At 65.8% G+C, this 15,110-nt stretch carries 18 protein-coding genes; 10 read left to right on the plus strand and 8 right to left on the minus strand.

Translation table 11 applies throughout. The annotated features are described in order from the left end of the window. The first annotated feature begins 14 nt into the window (after positions 1–14). From Q1A87_RS16665 to Q1A87_RS16690, 6 genes are all read left to right on the plus strand, one after another. Positions 15–881 carry a DUF305 domain-containing protein gene (locus Q1A87_RS16665; RefSeq protein ID WP_299653672.1) on the plus strand — a complete coding sequence of 289 codons (867 nt, stop codon included), beginning with the start codon at positions 15–17 and terminating at the stop codon, positions 879–881. A 395-nt stretch (positions 882–1,276) separates the two neighbouring features. Beyond that, on the plus strand, positions 1,277–1,603 hold the full coding sequence (locus tag Q1A87_RS16670) for a metal-sensitive transcriptional regulator (RefSeq protein ID WP_299653675.1): 327 nt from the start codon (positions 1,277–1,279) through the stop codon (positions 1,601–1,603). A gap of 18 nt (positions 1,604–1,621) precedes the next feature. Continuing rightward, positions 1,622–2,422: a MauE/DoxX family redox-associated membrane protein gene (locus tag Q1A87_RS16675; protein ID WP_299653678.1), complete on the plus strand. Its 801-nt coding sequence runs from the start codon at positions 1,622–1,624 to the stop codon at positions 2,420–2,422. A 92-nt stretch (positions 2,423–2,514) separates the two neighbouring features. Beyond that, a complete protein-coding gene (locus tag Q1A87_RS16680; protein WP_299653681.1) occupies positions 2,515–2,922 on the plus strand; it encodes a DUF305 domain-containing protein in 408 nt (135 codons plus the stop codon). Positions 2,923–3,007: 85 nt separating this feature from the next. Further along, positions 3,008–4,339, plus strand: coding sequence for a hypothetical protein (locus Q1A87_RS16685; protein ID WP_299653684.1), 1,332 nt, complete (start codon positions 3,008–3,010; stop codon positions 4,337–4,339). A 29-nt stretch (positions 4,340–4,368) separates the two neighbouring features. Continuing rightward, complete coding sequence (locus Q1A87_RS16690; protein ID WP_299653686.1) at positions 4,369–5,181, plus strand: hypothetical protein; 813 nt, start codon at positions 4,369–4,371, stop codon at positions 5,179–5,181. A gap of 159 nt (positions 5,182–5,340) precedes the next feature. Here Q1A87_RS16690 and Q1A87_RS16695 read toward each other — a convergent pair whose 3' ends face one another. The 7 genes from Q1A87_RS16695 to cueR all read right to left on the minus strand — a co-directional run bounded on the left by Q1A87_RS16695 (position 5,341) and on the right by cueR (position 8,809). After that, entirely contained in the window at positions 5,341–5,499 is a 159-nt protein-coding gene (locus tag Q1A87_RS16695; protein WP_299653689.1) for a hypothetical protein, read from the minus strand. Positions 5,500–5,791: 292 nt separating this feature from the next. Then, positions 5,792–6,277, minus strand: a complete 486-nt coding sequence (locus tag Q1A87_RS16700; protein ID WP_299653692.1) for a cytochrome c — start codon at positions 6,275–6,277, stop codon at positions 5,792–5,794. Beyond that, complete coding sequence (locus tag Q1A87_RS16705) at positions 6,274–6,402, minus strand: hypothetical protein (protein ID WP_299653695.1); 129 nt, start codon at positions 6,400–6,402, stop codon at positions 6,274–6,276. The genes Q1A87_RS16700 and Q1A87_RS16705 overlap by 4 nt, the downstream gene beginning before the upstream one ends. A 4-nt stretch (positions 6,403–6,406) precedes the next feature. Continuing rightward, entirely contained in the window at positions 6,407–6,874 is a 468-nt protein-coding gene (locus Q1A87_RS16710; protein WP_299653801.1) for a DUF411 domain-containing protein, read from the minus strand. Between the two features lie 47 nt (positions 6,875–6,921). Further along, the gene (locus Q1A87_RS16715; protein ID WP_299653708.1) at positions 6,922–7,740 is read right to left on the minus strand and encodes an exo-alpha-sialidase; all 819 of its coding nucleotides are present in this window, start codon (positions 7,738–7,740) and stop codon (positions 6,922–6,924) included. A 253-nt stretch (positions 7,741–7,993) separates the two neighbouring features. Then, complete coding sequence (locus Q1A87_RS16720) at positions 7,994–8,413, minus strand: hypothetical protein (RefSeq protein ID WP_299653711.1); 420 nt, start codon at positions 8,411–8,413, stop codon at positions 7,994–7,996. After that, complete coding sequence (cueR, locus tag Q1A87_RS16725; RefSeq protein ID WP_299653714.1) at positions 8,414–8,809, minus strand: Cu(I)-responsive transcriptional regulator; 396 nt, start codon at positions 8,807–8,809, stop codon at positions 8,414–8,416. Positions 8,810–8,958: 149 nt separating this feature from the next. Between cueR and Q1A87_RS16730 the strand changes: the two genes are divergently transcribed. Further along, a complete protein-coding gene (locus Q1A87_RS16730) occupies positions 8,959–11,412 on the plus strand; it encodes a heavy metal translocating P-type ATPase (protein ID WP_299653717.1) in 2,454 nt (817 codons plus the stop codon). Between the two features lie 15 nt (positions 11,413–11,427). Here Q1A87_RS16730 and Q1A87_RS16735 read toward each other — a convergent pair whose 3' ends face one another. Then, the gene (locus tag Q1A87_RS16735) at positions 11,428–12,579 is read right to left on the minus strand and encodes a permease (protein WP_299653720.1); all 1,152 of its coding nucleotides are present in this window, start codon (positions 12,577–12,579) and stop codon (positions 11,428–11,430) included. 294 nt (positions 12,580–12,873) lie between these two features. Here Q1A87_RS16735 and Q1A87_RS16740 point away from each other — a divergent pair, with 294 nt between their 5' ends. The 3 genes from Q1A87_RS16740 to Q1A87_RS16750 all read left to right on the plus strand — a co-directional run bounded on the left by Q1A87_RS16740 (position 12,874) and on the right by Q1A87_RS16750 (position 14,940). Then, on the plus strand, positions 12,874–13,131 hold the full coding sequence (locus tag Q1A87_RS16740) for a metal-sensing transcriptional repressor (RefSeq protein ID WP_299653723.1): 258 nt from the start codon (positions 12,874–12,876) through the stop codon (positions 13,129–13,131). Positions 13,132–13,139: 8 nt separating this feature from the next. Next, positions 13,140–14,459, plus strand: a complete 1,320-nt coding sequence (locus Q1A87_RS16745) for an MFS transporter (RefSeq protein ID WP_299653726.1) — start codon at positions 13,140–13,142, stop codon at positions 14,457–14,459. A 100-nt stretch (positions 14,460–14,559) separates the two neighbouring features. Continuing rightward, complete coding sequence (locus Q1A87_RS16750; protein ID WP_363323014.1) at positions 14,560–14,940, plus strand: YqaA family protein; 381 nt, start codon at positions 14,560–14,562, stop codon at positions 14,938–14,940. Positions 14,941–15,110: the final 170 nt, after the last annotated feature.

Raw genomic sequence — 15,110 nt, forward strand, 5'->3', positions numbered from 1 at the left:
CAGGAACGCGAGACATGTCCTACATCCGCTTCGGCCTGATGATCCTCACCTCCACGTTGGTGATGTTCGTCCTGATGTACCTCAACACCTACGCTTGGGAGCACGTCTTCTTCTCGGAGACGCGCACGTACATGGCGATCATGATGGGCGCGACGATGGCGGTCATCATGCTCGCCTACATGCTGGGGATGTATTCCAACAAGCGACTGAACATCGCGATCTTTGCGGGCTCGGTAATCGTCTTCGCGCTGTCGCTGTGGCTCGTCCGGGCGCAGGTGACGGTCTCAGGGCCGAGCTACATGCGAGCGATGATCCCGCACCACTCGATTGCCATCATGACGTCGGAGCGCGCGCAGATCCGCGACCCGCGCGTTCGCAAGCTTGCGGACGAGATCATCGAGGCGCAGCGGCGCGAGATTGCCGAGATGCGCTATCTCATCGCCGACGTCGCTGGCGGCAACGTGGTCGAGAGCATCTATCAGGACTCACCGGCTGAGCCCGGTACCGTCGAAGATGCGCTTGCCAACACGCTGATCTCAACCCTCGACCTCGCGCCCATGCCCGAGGCAGAGGCCGATCGCGTGCTCGAGGCGGGAGGCCGCTGCACGTTCAACCGAAGCCCGGAGACGGACCCTGTGCTGTGGGGCAATCAGGAGGGCGATGCGGGAGCCATGAAGCTCAACGGCGTCCTGGTGAGTCTCGAAGGCTCCGGCGAGGCCGCCGGTGGGGGCATCGAATTCTCGGCGCCTGGCACCACAATCACCGTCCGGCCGCTCGGTGCCGAGGCCGACTGGCGCGCCAATGCTGAACTGGTCTTCGCGCTCGATGAAGGTTTCTCCGTTGGTTACCGCGGCTTCTACCGGTGCGAGGCGGGGGAATGATTTTGTCGCGGTTCGGGAATCGCGTTCAGGCCGCCGTGGATTCCATCGCAGCAGCTGGATGGGGATCCAGCGTCGGACGTAGCCGGCGTGAACGGTGGAGCCCCTCAATGCACCCAACCAGGTCACGCTTCGCCTCGGTAGGGGCCAGGTAGAGGCGGGAGCAGGTCGAGGATCGCAAGGCCAGCCATCGTCGCTGCGCATGACGGCCAGCTCTGCTAGCCAGAGGTTAATCGGGTCGCACCGCCTCGAACTTCCTGCCGCGCCGGTTCGGGGCAATGGAGTATCCATGCCGGCGCCCAGCGAAGTCAGCCTCGGTCACGGCACGGCCGGTGTAATCGATCAACGAGAAGTCCGAGAAGGTGTCCACCCCTGGGAGCATCTTGACCGAAAGAACCATGCTGCCATATACCCACAAGGGGTATCAGGGGCTGTCGATGGATCACGCAGACAAGGTCGGCCGCCGCGAGGCTAAGGTGCATCGCCTGAACCGCATTGCTGGGCAGGTGCAGGGGGTCGCGCGCATGGTGGCCGAGGACCGCTACTGCATGGATATCCTGCATCAGGTCCAGGCGGTGAAGGCGGCCCTGATCAAGGCCGAGGCCGAGATCCTGCGCGATCATGCCGCCTGCTGCGTCCGCGAGGCCATCAAGGCCGGGGACGCTCAGGCTACCCAAGTCAAGCTCGACGAGCTGGTCGACCTGTTCGACCGCTCGCGCCGCTAGACACGAGGAGTTCGCGCCATGGCGACGATCACCACCGACGTTCCAGGCAGCATGGTGGGCCAGGCTCGCCGGGCGGTCATCCACCGCATGATGATGCCCGAGCATGTCTGCCCTTCGGGGCTCAAGGCTCTCGACCTCCTCAAGCGCCACGGCTTGGCGGTGGAGGACCACCCGCTGCGGACGCGTGCGGAGACGGACGCCTTCAAGGCCGAGCACGGCGTCAAGACCACGCCCCAGATCTGGATCGACGGAGAGCGGATCGGCGGCCACGACGACCTGCGCCGCCACCTGGGGCTGGCCGTCCACGATCCCAAGGTGCTCACCTACAAGCCGGTAATCGCCATCTTCGGGATGGCGGCGGCATTCGCGTTCGCGGTGGCCTGGGGCACGCCGATGGGCATGCGGGGCGGGGCGGGGGCGCTCCTCACGGCCCGCACGCTCCAGCTCTTCCTGGGCTTCGCCACGGCGCTCCTTGCGCTCCAGAAGCTGCGCGACGTGGAGGGCTTCTCCAAGGGCTTTTTGGGCTACGACCTCCTGGCGCAGCGTGTGCCCCGCTACGCCTATGTCTATCCTTGGGCCGAGGCGCTGGTCGGCCTGTTGATGATCTCCGGAGCGCTCCTCTGGCTCTGGGCTCCCATTGCCCTCGTCATCGGCGGCATCGGCGCTGTGTCGGTGTTCAAGGCGGTCTACCTCGAGCGACGCGACCTGAAATGCGCCTGCGTAGGCGGGCAGTCCAACGTGCCGCTGGGCTTCGTGTCGCTCACCGAGAACCTTGTGATGATCGGCATGGCGGTCTGGATGGCCCTCTGGGCCATGTGAGTTGCAGGGGCCCTTCGGGGCCCCTTTTTTCTTGATTGCCCGAGATATTCGCCACGCGCGGGATCGACCGCCCCTCAAACCAGGAGAACATTGTGAAGACAACCACGACCCTGCTTGCCGCCATCGCGCTCGCTGCCAGCGCCGGCCTGGCCCGGGCCCAGGAGGCCGACACCGACGCCATGACCGGCATGGACCATTCCGGGATGGACATGCCCGCCGGAACTGCCACCCAAGCCTACATGGAGGCCATGGACGTGATGATGTCCGGCATGAGCGCCTTGCCCTATACCGGCGACGCCGACGCCGACTTCCTCCTGATGATGATCCCGCACCACCAGTCGGCCGTGGATATGAGCCAGGCGCTCTTGGAGGAGACCGACGACCCCGAGGTCGAAGCCATGGCGCAGGCGGTCATCGCGACGCAGGAGGCCGAGATCGTCAGCATGCGCGCCATGCTCGAGCGCATGGGCGTCGAAGCCCCGCCCGCGCCCGCCGAGTAGGCGCCGCCGGGTCGGCCCGGTCGTCAACGCAACGTATCCAGCCGATCCCGTGCGGATCGCACGGTCAGCAGCAAGGAGAGATGCCATGAGCAACCAGTCCAGACGGTCGGTGATCCTCGGGGGGCTCGGCGCCCTTGCCGGCGGGGCGCTGGCCTCGCCGCTTCACGCCTGGGAGCAGCGAAACGCCGTGGGCCACCTGCGCGGACCCTACAACCTTGCGCTTTTCTACCGTCACAACCAAGCCTACCGGATCGGCGCCGGGATGCACTTCTTCCACTCCAAGCAGCACGACCTGCTGGCGCTCACGCCGCTCGCCGACCACGCGGCCGTCGACCGCAGCTTCGAGGCCGAGGCGGTACGCTGGCTGCGCGATCCGCCGCGCACCGAGCCGGTGATGCCCTACTACTCGTCCTACGTGGACCGCGCGATGCACACGCTGTTTCGCACCATCGACTGGACGCACATGCATCACGAGCAGACCTACGACGTGATGGCCTCCACGGACATCCCCTGGCCCGAGAAGAAGGCCTGGACCGACCGGGCGGTGCGCTACTACCTGACCGAGCAGACGCGAGGGGTGCCGCGCAGCCCGGCACCCCTCGACATCACGATGCGGCGGGCGGGCATCATGATGAAGCCCTACTTCAACTACTTCCGGACTTTCTATCCGCGCGACCAATCGCTCTTCTACGTCGCTCATTGGTGGCACCCGGCGCTCTACGAGGCGCAGATGATCGGCGGCAATCGCAGGCAGGACGCCACGGTCCCTGCCGTCGTCGACCTCATGTACCGTCAGGTGATAGAGAGCCGCCCGCAGCGGATGCTGCTCTCGCGCGAGATCATGCCGCGCTATTCGCGGATGAGCCCGGAATCGGGCAACATCTTCGACAACCTGCACATGCTGCACGGCATCGCCTACTCGATTCTCGCCTACGAGGGCTGGTCCACCGCCGAGAAGCGGGCGGAGATGTACCGGGTGATCGACGCCATGGGCTATCAGCCCGGCGACGAGCGCCTCGCGCGCAGGTTCGCCATTCCCTACCCCGACATGGATCCGCGCCGCTATCCGGGCTGGATGCGCTCGCCTGAGGGCGAGATGACCCGCATCATGATGGAGATGATGCAGGAGATGATGCCCATGATGATGCCGGGCGCGTCCCGTGCGCAGCAGGCTGCGGCGATGGCGGCGCTGGCGGCCAACGGGCGCCTCGGCGTGGAGCGGGGCGAAACGGCCGGGTCGCTCGCCGACGCCCTCCGCCGGATTGTGCCTGACATGCAGATGATGCCGGGCGCCGTCGAGCCGGGCGAGACGCCCGACATGATGGTGCGGACCATGCTCGACGGCTGGGCGTCCCGGCCCGCGAGCCGCCGCGACGTGGCCGGCATCGACATGTCCACCGAGCCGGCGCTCGGATGATCCCGCACCCTGTAGCCCACGGAGCCGCCATGCGTCCCCCATTCTTCCTCACCCTCCTTGCGCTCGCCTTCGCCCCGGCGGCGCAGGCCGCAGATCATGGAAACCTCGAGACGGGCTTCCCCCTCCAGATCGAGGACGCCTACCCGATCGGCCGCAACGGCATCGAGGCGCAGGTCCTCACGCGCTACCACGACCTGCGCGACAACTCCGGAAGCGACGACCTCTTCGAGATCACCCCGCGCCTCGAATGGGGCGCCTTCATGAACGGGCAGGTGGCGCTGGAGTTGCCCTACTTCCTGGGCGACGGCTCCATGGCCGATACGGGCGCGGTCGGCATTGAGGTCCTCTACAACCTCAACACGGAGACGCTGAGGTTCCCGGCCGTCTCCGTGGCGGCCGGTTTCGACAAGCCCTACGGGCAGGACGGGGAGAACGGCGGTCTGGAGGGATCTCTTTCGCTCCTGGCGACGCTGTCGCTCGGCACGCCCGACCCGCGGGGCCGCTCGCCTTACGCTTACGTGCAGCGGCAGCTTCATCTGAATGCGACCTACATCCGCAACTTCGACCCTTTGCCCACCGAGCGCGAGGATCGCTTCTCGATCGGGCTCGGCTACAGTCAGCCGCTGACGAACAATCTCGTCCTCGTCGCCGACGCGTTCCGGGAGTTCGAGCGCGAGGAGGGGATCGCGACAAACCTGATCGAGATCGGCGGCCGCTACATCTTGACGCCACAGACGGTACTCTCGGCCGGCATCGGCCATGCCTACGGCGACGATCGGTCCGAAGACACCCGCATCACGATTGGCGTCCAGCACGCGCTGAGCTTTCCGTACCGGCGGTAGATGGCGACGGGTGGGGAAGGCCTTGAGGGCGTTGAACGACGAAGGACCCGATCGGAGCGGGCGCGCTCCCTCTGCTCGTAGCACAGTTCGGGCTCGGCATTCTCTGGCCAGCCGCCCAGGTCGCCGCGGTCTCCACGCCGCACGCCGCGCCTGCGCCTCTCATACTTGAGGAGGTTCGCGGACTATGACGGACTGCACGCCCAGTGCCACGGCGCGCCGGGCGTCGAGTGTATGGAACGGAATAAATTTCGTAAACTGTTTTGTTAGAGCCTCATAACGCACGATTTCGACCGTCAGGTTGCCGAACTTTAGTTCCATATCGCCCTCCCCGACTGGTTCATCGCGCTTGGCATCCTCTCACCCAGTTCGTCATTTCATTTCCCGAAAGGGAAAATGGGTATCCAGCCTTCAACTGATTGCTCAACAGAGGCGCCTGAACCCATCTACGGAAGCAGGTCAACTCCACTCGTCGCCGGTCACGGCCGGTGTGCTGTGGGCATGATCCGCCGTCATGCCCGGCAGGTGGACTAATTTGCCGCGATCATAGCGCTCGGCCTCGAGGAGGATGGGCAGCATGAGGAGGAGGTGGGCGCTTGTTCGGCATCCGCGCTCATGACCCGCCTTCATCGTTTGCGGTCACCTCCGCCTGAAACGCGCGTTGGCGGTCGGGCCATGTGCTCTTGATGAAGGCGAGCACCGCGCGGATCTCCGCGTCCGTCAGCATGCCCTCGAAGGCGGGCATGTCGCTCTCGTAGCCCGGCACGACGCCGCCGACCCCGAGCTTGGTGATGATAAAGAGTTGCCGGTCCGCGTGGTGCCAGGTGTGTCCGGTCTCGTCATGTGGCGGCGCCGGCATGCGGTCGCTGTCGAGCCGGCGCTTCCAGTCGGGTTGACCCTCAAGATCGACACCGTGGCACGACGCGCAGTTCGCGGCATACAGATCCTGCCCAAGGGCGATCTCGTCCGATGTCACAGGCTCGCCGAAGAACGTCACGCCGTCCACATCCGACTCGCCACTCTGCTGCTGGGCGATCGCGGCGATGGCGATCAGGCCCGCGACAGCGCTGCCGGCGAAGACGATCGCTCTGCGCTTCATCGCGCCCCCCGCAGGTACTTCACCAGCGCTACGAGGCTGAGCAGCAGGACCGCGAGGACGAGCAGCAGCATGAGACCGCCGCCGATCATCATCGCGCTCGTCATCGGCCCGTTCATCATTCCCATGCACTCATTCATCGGCATAGACGGTGACCCCGTCCTCCCCGAACGCGTAGGTCTTCAACGTCCCGGTCTTCGCGGGCGCCATACCGGGGGCGTTCGCTGGCATTCCGGGGAGCGTGATGCCGGTAATGTCCGGCTTCTCGGTCATCAGCCGCTCGATGATCTCCGCCGGCACGAGCCCGCTGACGTAGTAGCCATCGATCTTGGCCAGGTGGCAGCCGAGTCCCTGTTCCGGCACGCCGGCCTCGACGGAGCGCCGGTCGAAGTTCGGGTCGTCGATGCGCATCACGCGGTAGCCGTTCCCTTCGAGGTACTCGGCATAGGCGTCGCAACAGCCGCAGCTCGGATCGCGCCAGATCGTGATCTGCCTGGAGGGCACCGTCTGTTCCGTGCCGGCGGTATCGGTGGCGGGCGTCCGACCCGTATCCTGCGCCGCGGATAGCGTGACGAAGGCGATGCCCCCGGCGACCGTCATGGCTGCAATCGAGGTGAATCCGAGAATTCTCTTCATGGTAAACTCCTTTAGATGACCGCGAGCGCGGACCAAGTGGCGCCGCCGTCGCGGCTCTGCGTCAGGCCGCCGTCCAGCGCGGCGACGATGTGTCGGGGACTGGTCGGATGCGCCGCCACTGCCGAGGCAGACCCATCCGCGACGCGTGACCAGACGACGCCGGCGTTGCGGGACGCCCAAACCCCAGACGGCAGGGCGGCATAAAGCGTTTCGGGCGCGGAAGGTGCGCTGGCCAGCGCATGGATCGGCTCACCCGCCGGGAGCGGCGCCTCGGACGGCGGCGCGCCGCCGGAAACCAGCGCGTCCATCGCGTTGCCGGGCTGGACGTTCTGCCAGCGGCAGAAGCAGTCCGGCACGCGCGTCAGGCCTGCCTCGGTCCCGGCGTAAATCCAGATGCCGTCCATGCCCGTGTCGAGATCGACCGAGGCGAGCGCCGTCGGATCGCGCTCCGCATCCGCAAGCCACGGCCGATCCATCGTGAACGTCCAGGAGCGCCCGGCATCCTCGCTCTGCCAGAGCCCGTCCCCGCGGACCGCAGCGTAGACCATGTCCGGCTGGGCGGCGGCCACGGCGATCGCAGTCACCGCCTCTTCGGGCAGTCCTCCGCGCCCCCTTTCCCAGCTGCGGCCGCCATCATCCGAGACGGCGACGCCCCCTCTGGCGGGGCCGGTAATGACCCGTCCGGGACGGTCGGGATGGGTGGCCAATGCAAGGATGTCTCCGGCGCCCGACGCGGATTCCGGCGCCCAGGAGGTGCCGCCATCATCGCTGCGCAAAAGGGTTTCGCACGCGACGAGCAGCGCGTCGCCCTCAAAAGCAAGCGCCGTCACATTCCTGGCTCGCCCCACAGCGTGCAACGGTCGCGGCATCGCGAGAAAGCCCGCACCTGCAAGTGTGGTAAGCGCAAAGGCGCGCCGGGAAAGATGTGGTTTGGGAATTCGGATCATCATCCAACCCTCACTGAATCTGCTGGTCATCTGCCGGATCGCCCGGAAACCGGCGCGATACGAGCCACGCATCGGGACGAATGACCCGACGGCGCAGCGAGACGTCCCGGGTGCGTTGGTGCGCCCGGACGTCGGATCAGATGAGGGTTCGCGGAGGTTGCTTGGCCGGTGGGCTGGTGAGGCTGCAGAAGTCGCGTGACACCGAAGACCACCGGATCTCGCCCGGCCGCAGAGCGATACCCTCGTATTGCTGGGCAAGCACGGCCGCGAAACCGCCCGCTCCGCAAACGAAATCGCAGGAGATGCCCATGGCGCCGGACGCAGGATCTGCGCAAGCGGCGCAATCCGCCATGTCCATGGTTGCGGCGTCAGAGCCAACCATCTCGGTGGCCATCGCCGCCGAACCTGCCGCATGCGCAACCGGACTCACCGCGAACGCGGCGAGGGCAACGACAAGAAGCAGACGGGCGATCAGTTGCATGATGTCATGCCCGATCTCCGTTCCGCCGGAGTTCAAGCGCGGCGACTGCGCGATTTCTTGAACGGCTTTGCGCATTCAGGTTGTTCCGGTCCGCGCAAGATCGTCCATGATCGGGCATTCGGGACGATCGTCGCCGTGACACCGGACCACCAGGTCCCGAAGGGTCTCGCTCAGGGCCTGTAGCTCCGATATCTTCCGATCGATCCGTGCGAGGTGCTTCTGCGCGATTGCCTTGACGTCTGAACTGGAGCGCTCCCGGTCGTCGTAGAGCGACAGAAGCGTTCGGCACTCGTCGATGCTGAAGCCGAGAGAGCGGGCGCGGCCGAGAAACGCCAGCTTGTGCAAGTCTTCTACCGCAAAATCGCGGTAGCCGTTCCCGCTCCGCAGGGGCCGGACGAGACCGATGTCTTCGTAGTAGCGGATGGTCTTCGCGGGAACTCCGCTGCGTTCCGCCACGTCTCCGATGTTCATAACCAAGACCTCACCATACCCGTTGACCGCGAGATGGGCCTTCCACCTGCTGGAAGGTCAAGGGCATCCGCCCCGAAAACTTTATCTCTTGACCTTCCAGCGACTGGAATCCCCATAACGTTCGCCATCAGCCAATCGGAGGACTGGTAATGGATACGGCGAAGATGACGACGGGAGCGGTCAGGGATCCGGTCTGCGGCATGAATGTGGATCCGGCCAAAAGCACCCTCAGCCAGGAGCACGACGGTCATCTCTACCACTTCTGCTCGGAGCGCTGCCGTTCGAAGTTTGCCGCTTCGCCCCGCGACTTCGTCGAAGCCGTCGATCCGGTTTGCGGCATGTCCGTCGATCGCGCGACGGCCAGGCATCTGTCCTCACATGCAGGCGAGAAGTTCTACTTCTGCTCGGGGCGCTGCAAGGAGAAGTTCGACGCCGCGCCCGAAACATACCTGAAGGGCAAGCCGACGCCCGAACCGATGCCGGCGGGCACGATCTACACCTGCCCGATGCATCCCGAGATCGAGCAGGTCGGTCCCGGCGATTGTCCGATCTGCGGCATGGCGCTGGAGCCGAAGGGCGTACCCACAGGGGACGAGGGCCCGAATCCCGAGCTGGTCGACTTCTCTCGCAGGTTCGCGGTCGGCGCCGTGCTGACGGTGCCTCTGGTCATTATCGCGATGGCACCGATGGTGGGGATCGAAGTCGGCAGCATGCTCGGCGCGCGTGTGACCCGCTGGCTCGAGTTGATCCTCGCCACGCCGGTGATCCTCTGGTCCGGCTGGCCCTTCCTGGTGCGGGGATGGAAGTCCTTTCGCAGCAGGAACCTGAACATGTTCAGCCTGATCGCCATGGGCGTCGCCGCCGCCTATGTCTTCAGCGTGGTCGCCGTCATCGCCCCCGGTCTGTTTCCGGCCGGCTTCCGCGACCATGCGGGACAGGTTGGCGTCTATTTCGAGGCTGGCGCGGTGATCGTGGTTCTCGTGCTCTTGGGCCAGATCCTCGAGCTGCGGGCGCGCGAGCGGACGGGGTCCGCCATCCGGGCGTTGCTCGACCTCGCGGCCAAGAGCGCTCGCGTGCTCCGCGACGACGGCCGCGAGGAGGAAGTGCCGCTCGAGGAGGTGCAGGTCGGCGATCGCCTTCGTGTCCGCCCCGGCGAGAAGGTGCCGGTGGACGGTGCGGTGGTCGAGGGGCGGTCGTCGGTGGACGAGTCGATGCTGACCGGTGAGCCGGTCCCCGTCGAGAAGGTTGCGGGCGACCCCGTCACCGGGGCCACGATCAACGGCACCGGCAGCCTGATCGTCGAGGCCAGGCGCGTGGGCTCGGACACGATGCTCGCGCAGATCGTGGAAATGGTCGCGGTGGCCCAGAGGTCGCGCGCCCCGATCCAGAAGCTCGCAGATGCGGTGGCGGGCTACTTCGTGCCGGCTGTCATCGCCGTTGCGGCTCTCGCGTTCATTGCCTGGTCAATTTGGGGGCCGGCGCCGGCACTGGCCTACGCGCTGGTTTCCGCGATCGCGGTCCTCATCATCGCCTGCCCCTGCGCGCTCGGTCTGGCCACGCCGATGTCGATCATGACGGCAACGGGGCGCGGCGCGCAGGCAGGCGTGCTGATCAAGAACGCCGAGGCTCTCGAGGCCTTCGCCAAGGTGGACACGTTGATCGTGGACAAGACCGGAACGCTGACCTTGGGCAAGCCGGAGCTTTCCGCCGTGCTGCCCGAGAGCGGGCACGACGAGGCCGAGATCCTGCGCCTGGCGGCGAGCCTGGAGCGGGGCTCCGAACATCCCCTGGCAGAGGCCATCGTCCGGGGTGCCGAGGCGCGCGGCCTTACGCTCGCCAAGGCTGGCGATTTCGAGGCAGTCACAGGGATGGGCGTGAAGGGTGTCGTCGACGGCAAGGCGGTCGCCCTGGGCAATGCGAAGATGATGGCGGAACTCGGGATCGAGGCCCCGTCCGTGGCCGAGACCGCGAATGCCCGCCGCGACGAGGGGGAGACCGTCATGTTCGTCGTCGTCGATGGACAGGTCGCGGGTCTCGTGAGCGTTGCGGACCCGGTCAAGGAAACGACACCCGCCGCGCTCAAGGCGCTGCGTGACCTCGGCTTCCGGATTGTCATGGCGACGGGCGACAACGTGCGTACGGCCCGGGCCGTCGCGGACCGTCTCGGCATCGACGAGATACGCGCCGACGTGCTGCCCGAGGACAAGGCGCGGGTCATCCGAGACATGCAGGCGGAGGGGCATAGGGTGGCGATGGCCGGAGACGGTGTGAACGATGCGCCGGCGCTGGCCCAAGCCGATGTCGGTATCGCCATGGGCACCGGGGCCGATGTCGCGATCGAGAGCGCTGGCTTCACCCTGATCAGGGGCGATCTCGGCGGGATCGTGAGGGCGCGGCGCCTGTCGCTCGCCACGATGCGCAACATCCGGCAGAACCTGTTCTTCGCGATGGTCTACAACACCGCCGGCGTGCCGATCGCAGCCGGGCTGCTCTATCCGTTCTTCGGGCTCCTGATCTCGCCGATGTTCGCAGCCGCGGCAATGAGCCTCTCGTCCGTCTCGGTCATCGGCAATGCGCTCAGGCTGCGGGCCGTTCGGCTCTGATCGAGAGCTTTTTGCTCAAGCGCGGGACGCTTCATGCTCTTGCCGGTTCCGGCGCTCCCGACTCTCGCCGCCGCCGTGGAAGTGCAGCCAGAGAAGCGCTGCAGCGGCGGCAAGGAAGGCGAGGTTCAGAAAGAAGGTGTAGTCGATCGCGAAGCGGACCATCTCCTGCAGCGACGGCCGTTCGGTCGGGATCATGCCGAAAAGTGCGAACAGGTAGTGCACGGTGACGCCTGCCGCGACCATGCAGACGTAGAGCAGGCCCGAAAGGTAGAGCGCGTAGCGCCAGCCATAATACTTGGCGTGGACCCAGATCACCGTCGCCGCCACGAGGTCGGCTCCGAGGAATGCCACCACGCCCCCGAAGGACGCATCGCGCGACCACAGCATCGCCGTCAGCGGCACGTTGCCCATCGACCCGATGAAGGTGAAGAATGCCACGACTGGTGCAACGAGCGCGTTCTCCAGCACGATGAAGAAGCCCGGGCCGTCCTGCGCGCCGCCGTCGCCGATGAGGAAGATCGCGTTCCAGAAGCTCTGCGGCACGAAGACCGAGATGAAGCCGGCGATGATGAAGCCGAAGAGGATCTCCTTCCAGACCATCTTCCATTCCATGAAGAACGCCCGTGCGATCTGTTGCCAGCCTTTGCGGGAGACCAGCTTGTCGCGGAACGAGCCCCGCATCCCGTGGTCCATGCCCATTCCCTCGCTCTGCTGGGCCTTCTCGGCGTGCTCCTTCGCCTGGTCGACGAGGCCCGAGGGGAACCAGAGCTGCGTGAGGATGTAGGCATAGACGATCATCAGCATGCCGAGCAGAAAGTTCGCGAGGGTGAACTTCCAGCCGAGCAGTACCCAGAGGACGATTCCGAGCTCGATCACCAGATTGGTCGATGCGATCAGGAATGCCATCGAGTTCATTGGATGCGCGCCCTTGACCAGGACGGACCGAGACGCCGCGAGCGCGGCGAAAGAGCAGGACGATGAGATGAAGCCGAAGAATCCGGCGATGCCGGCCTCTTTCGGGCCGCGCTCGCCAAGGATCCTGGCCATCTGCTCGCGCGTGACGAGAACCTGAATGCCAGCAGAGATGATGTAGCCGAAGATCAGCGCCCAGAGTGCCTTCCACAGCATGCCGGCGCCGGTGGCGATTGCCTGAAGCATCTGATCCATCACGATGCCTTTGCGCTGTCCGCTCTGCTCCCATCGAACTCGTGGTAATCGCTGGCGGTTCCTCTGCCATCCGGAACGGCGACTGGGCACGGACGATCGTCAACGGTCTCGTGCGGTTCTCGTCACCACGCTCGAGCGCAGGAGGATCCGGAGAAAAACTGCGCAGGAGGGAAAGCCCTTGGTCGTGTCCGTTCCCAGCCACGGTCTTCAATCTTGGCCTGCCTGATCGATGCCCGTCAATCGCATCGTGGCACGTGATTGCTCTATCCCTCCCGGGAAGGATAGATTGTCGCGATGGCGCCCCCCCTTCATGCAAGTCATCCTGCGCTGATCGCCCGGCTGAAACGCGCTGACGACCACCTGCGCGCCGTGATCGGGATGATCGAAGCGGGCAAGCCCTGCGTGGAGATTGCCCGGCAGATGCAGGCGTTCGAAAAGGCGGTCACCAACGCCAAGCGAGCGCTGATCCACGACTACATGCATCACTGTCTGAACGCGGGAGGCTCCGAGACCGGACGTGCCGAACTGCGTACGGTTGCTCGCTATCTTTGAGGTCTGTCATGCTCGACATCCTTGCTGACCGCACCTATCGCCATCTGTTTCTGGCCCAGGTCGTCGCTCTTCTCGGGACCGGGCTCGCGACGGTCGCGCTCGGACTTCTTGCCTTCGATCTGGCGGGCGACGGGGCGGCTTTCGTGCTGGGCACGGTCTTCACGATCAAGATGGTGGCCTATGTGGGCATCGCCCCTGTTGCCGGGGCCTTCGCGGACCGGCTGCCGCGCCGCGCGCTCTTGGTGACGCTCGATCTGGTGCGTGCCGGTGTGGCGCTGGCCCTGCCCTTCGTGACCGAGGTCTGGCAGGTCTACGTGCTGATCTTCCTGCTGCAATCGGCCTCCGCCGCTTTCACGCCGACCTTTCAGGCGACGATCCCGGACGTTCTATCGGAAGAGGCGCGCTATACCCGCGCGCTGTCGCTGTCGCGGCTAGCCTACGATCTGGAAAACATCGTCAGCCCGACCCTGGCCGCGCTCCTCCTTGCGGTGATGTCCTACCATTCGCTATTCCTTGGCACAGTAATAGGCTTTGTGGCCTCTGCTCTTCTGGTCGTCTCGGTCCTGCTGCCCAGCCCCCGCCCGTCCGAGCCGCGCGGTGTCTACGATCGCACGACGCGCGGTGTCCGCATCTATCTGGCCACGCCGCGTCTGCGCGGGCTCCTGGCGCTGAACCTTGCAGCGGCGGCGGCGGGGGCGATGGTGCTGGTCAACACGGTGGTTCTGGTGCGCGGATCGCTCGGGTTGTCGGAAAGCGCGCTGGCCTGGACGTTGTTCGCCTTCGGCGCAGGCTCCATGACGGCTGCGCTGATCCTGCCGCGCGTGCTGGATGCGCTGCCGGACCGACCGGTGATGTTCAGTGGCGCCGGACTGATGGTGGCGACATTGCTGGGCCTGAGTCTGACGATCCTGTTGGCCGGGCTCGGCTGGTCCATCCTTCTGACAGCCTGGCTGATGGTGGGCCTGGGATATTCCACGGTCCTCATCCCGTCGGGCCGGTTGATGCGCCGCTCCGCCCATGCCGAGGATCGCCCGGCACTGTTCGCGGCGCAATTCGCGCTGTCCCATGCCTGCTGGCTGGTGACCTATCCGCTGGCGGGCTGGTTGCTGACGGTCTACGGCGTCGTTCCTGCGCTTCTCGGGCTGGCACTCCTCGCTGCCAGCGGAATGCTCATGGCCTTGAAGCTCTGGCCCGCGAACGATCCCGTGGAACTCGAGCACAACCACAGCAATCTGCCGCTCGACCATCCGCATCTGAACGGTGAGCGACACCATGCCCATCCGTTCGTCGTGGACGATCACCATCCTCGCTGGGCATCGCAACTTTGATCCCTCGAATGGCGGCCCTCCACGCTCGTTTGATCGCAACCAGGTGACCGAACTCGCCGCGTATGGCGGGCTGTTCCTCTCCGCCCTCGTTGCCGCAACCATGCTTCCCGCACAGTCCGAGCTTGTTCTCGCGGCGTTGCTGCGGTCTGGCGACTGGTCGACGTCAGGCCTTCTCGCGAGCGCGAGCGTCGGCAACGTCCTTGGCTCTCTGGTCAACTACGGGCTCGGGCGCGGGGCAGAGACGTTCCGTGATCGGCGCTGGTTCCCCGCAAGCGCCACAGCGCTCGTCCGCGCGCAGCGATGGTACCGCAGGTACGGACGCTGGTCCCTGCTTCTGAGCTGGATGCCCATCATCGGAGATCCGCTCACCGTGGCTGCAGGCCTCCTGCGCGAGCCGATATGGCGCTTCCTCCTCTTGGTCACGATCGCCAAGGTCGGACGCTACGTTGTCCTGACGATTGCCGTGCTCGGGTTCGGATGAACGGACGGCAACCGGTCGCTAGATGGGGACCTCTTCCGCGGACGAGATCGACGTCGAAATAGACGTGCAACTCCTCGAGTGAATCGTCGCGATCCTGAAGGGGCCTGCCGTGCCACGACCGGACCGGCTTCGAGCGACCCCATCGGGGCGCCCGAGGAACGGCCCCGCAG

This window comes from uncultured Jannaschia sp. (assembly GCF_947494055.1).
Taxonomy (GTDB): domain Bacteria; phylum Pseudomonadota; class Alphaproteobacteria; order Rhodobacterales; family Rhodobacteraceae; genus Jannaschia.

Bases quoted from the DNA above. Each gene is read 5' to 3' on its own strand.
- Q1A87_RS16665 (WP_299653672.1), top strand. From the start codon at position 15: ATGTCCTACATCCGCTTCGGCCTGATGATCCTCACCTCCACGTTGGTG.
- Q1A87_RS16670 (WP_299653675.1), top strand. From the start codon at position 1,277: ATGCTGCCATATACCCACAAGGGGTATCAGGGGCTGTCGATGGATCAC.
- Q1A87_RS16675 (WP_299653678.1), top strand. From the start codon at position 1,622: ATGGCGACGATCACCACCGACGTTCCAGGCAGCATGGTGGGCCAGGCT.
- Q1A87_RS16685 (WP_299653684.1), top strand. From the start codon at position 3,008: ATGAGCAACCAGTCCAGACGGTCGGTGATCCTCGGGGGGCTCGGCGCC.
- Q1A87_RS16690 (WP_299653686.1), top strand. From the start codon at position 4,369: ATGCGTCCCCCATTCTTCCTCACCCTCCTTGCGCTCGCCTTCGCCCCG.
- Q1A87_RS16695 (WP_299653689.1), bottom strand. From the start codon at position 5,499: ATGGAACTAAAGTTCGGCAACCTGACGGTCGAAATCGTGCGTTATGAG.
- Q1A87_RS16700 (WP_299653692.1), bottom strand. From the start codon at position 6,277: ATGAAGCGCAGAGCGATCGTCTTCGCCGGCAGCGCTGTCGCGGGCCTG.
- Q1A87_RS16705 (WP_299653695.1), bottom strand. From the start codon at position 6,402: ATGGGAATGATGAACGGGCCGATGACGAGCGCGATGATGATCGGCGGC.
- Q1A87_RS16710 (WP_299653801.1), bottom strand. From the start codon at position 6,874: ATGACGGTCGCCGGGGGCATCGCCTTCGTCACGCTATCCGCGGCGCAG.
- Q1A87_RS16720 (WP_299653711.1), bottom strand. From the start codon at position 8,413: ATGCGCAAAGCCGTTCAAGAAATCGCGCAGTCGCCGCGCTTGAACTCC.
- cueR (WP_299653714.1), bottom strand. From the start codon at position 8,809: ATGAACATCGGAGACGTGGCGGAACGCAGCGGAGTTCCCGCGAAGACC.
- Q1A87_RS16730 (WP_299653717.1), top strand. From the start codon at position 8,959: ATGGATACGGCGAAGATGACGACGGGAGCGGTCAGGGATCCGGTCTGC.
- Q1A87_RS16735 (WP_299653720.1), bottom strand. From the start codon at position 12,579: ATGGATCAGATGCTTCAGGCAATCGCCACCGGCGCCGGCATGCTGTGG.
- Q1A87_RS16740 (WP_299653723.1), top strand. From the start codon at position 12,874: ATGGCGCCCCCCCTTCATGCAAGTCATCCTGCGCTGATCGCCCGGCTG.
- Q1A87_RS16745 (WP_299653726.1), top strand. From the start codon at position 13,140: ATGCTCGACATCCTTGCTGACCGCACCTATCGCCATCTGTTTCTGGCC.
- Q1A87_RS16750 (WP_363323014.1), top strand. From the start codon at position 14,560: ATGCTTCCCGCACAGTCCGAGCTTGTTCTCGCGGCGTTGCTGCGGTCT.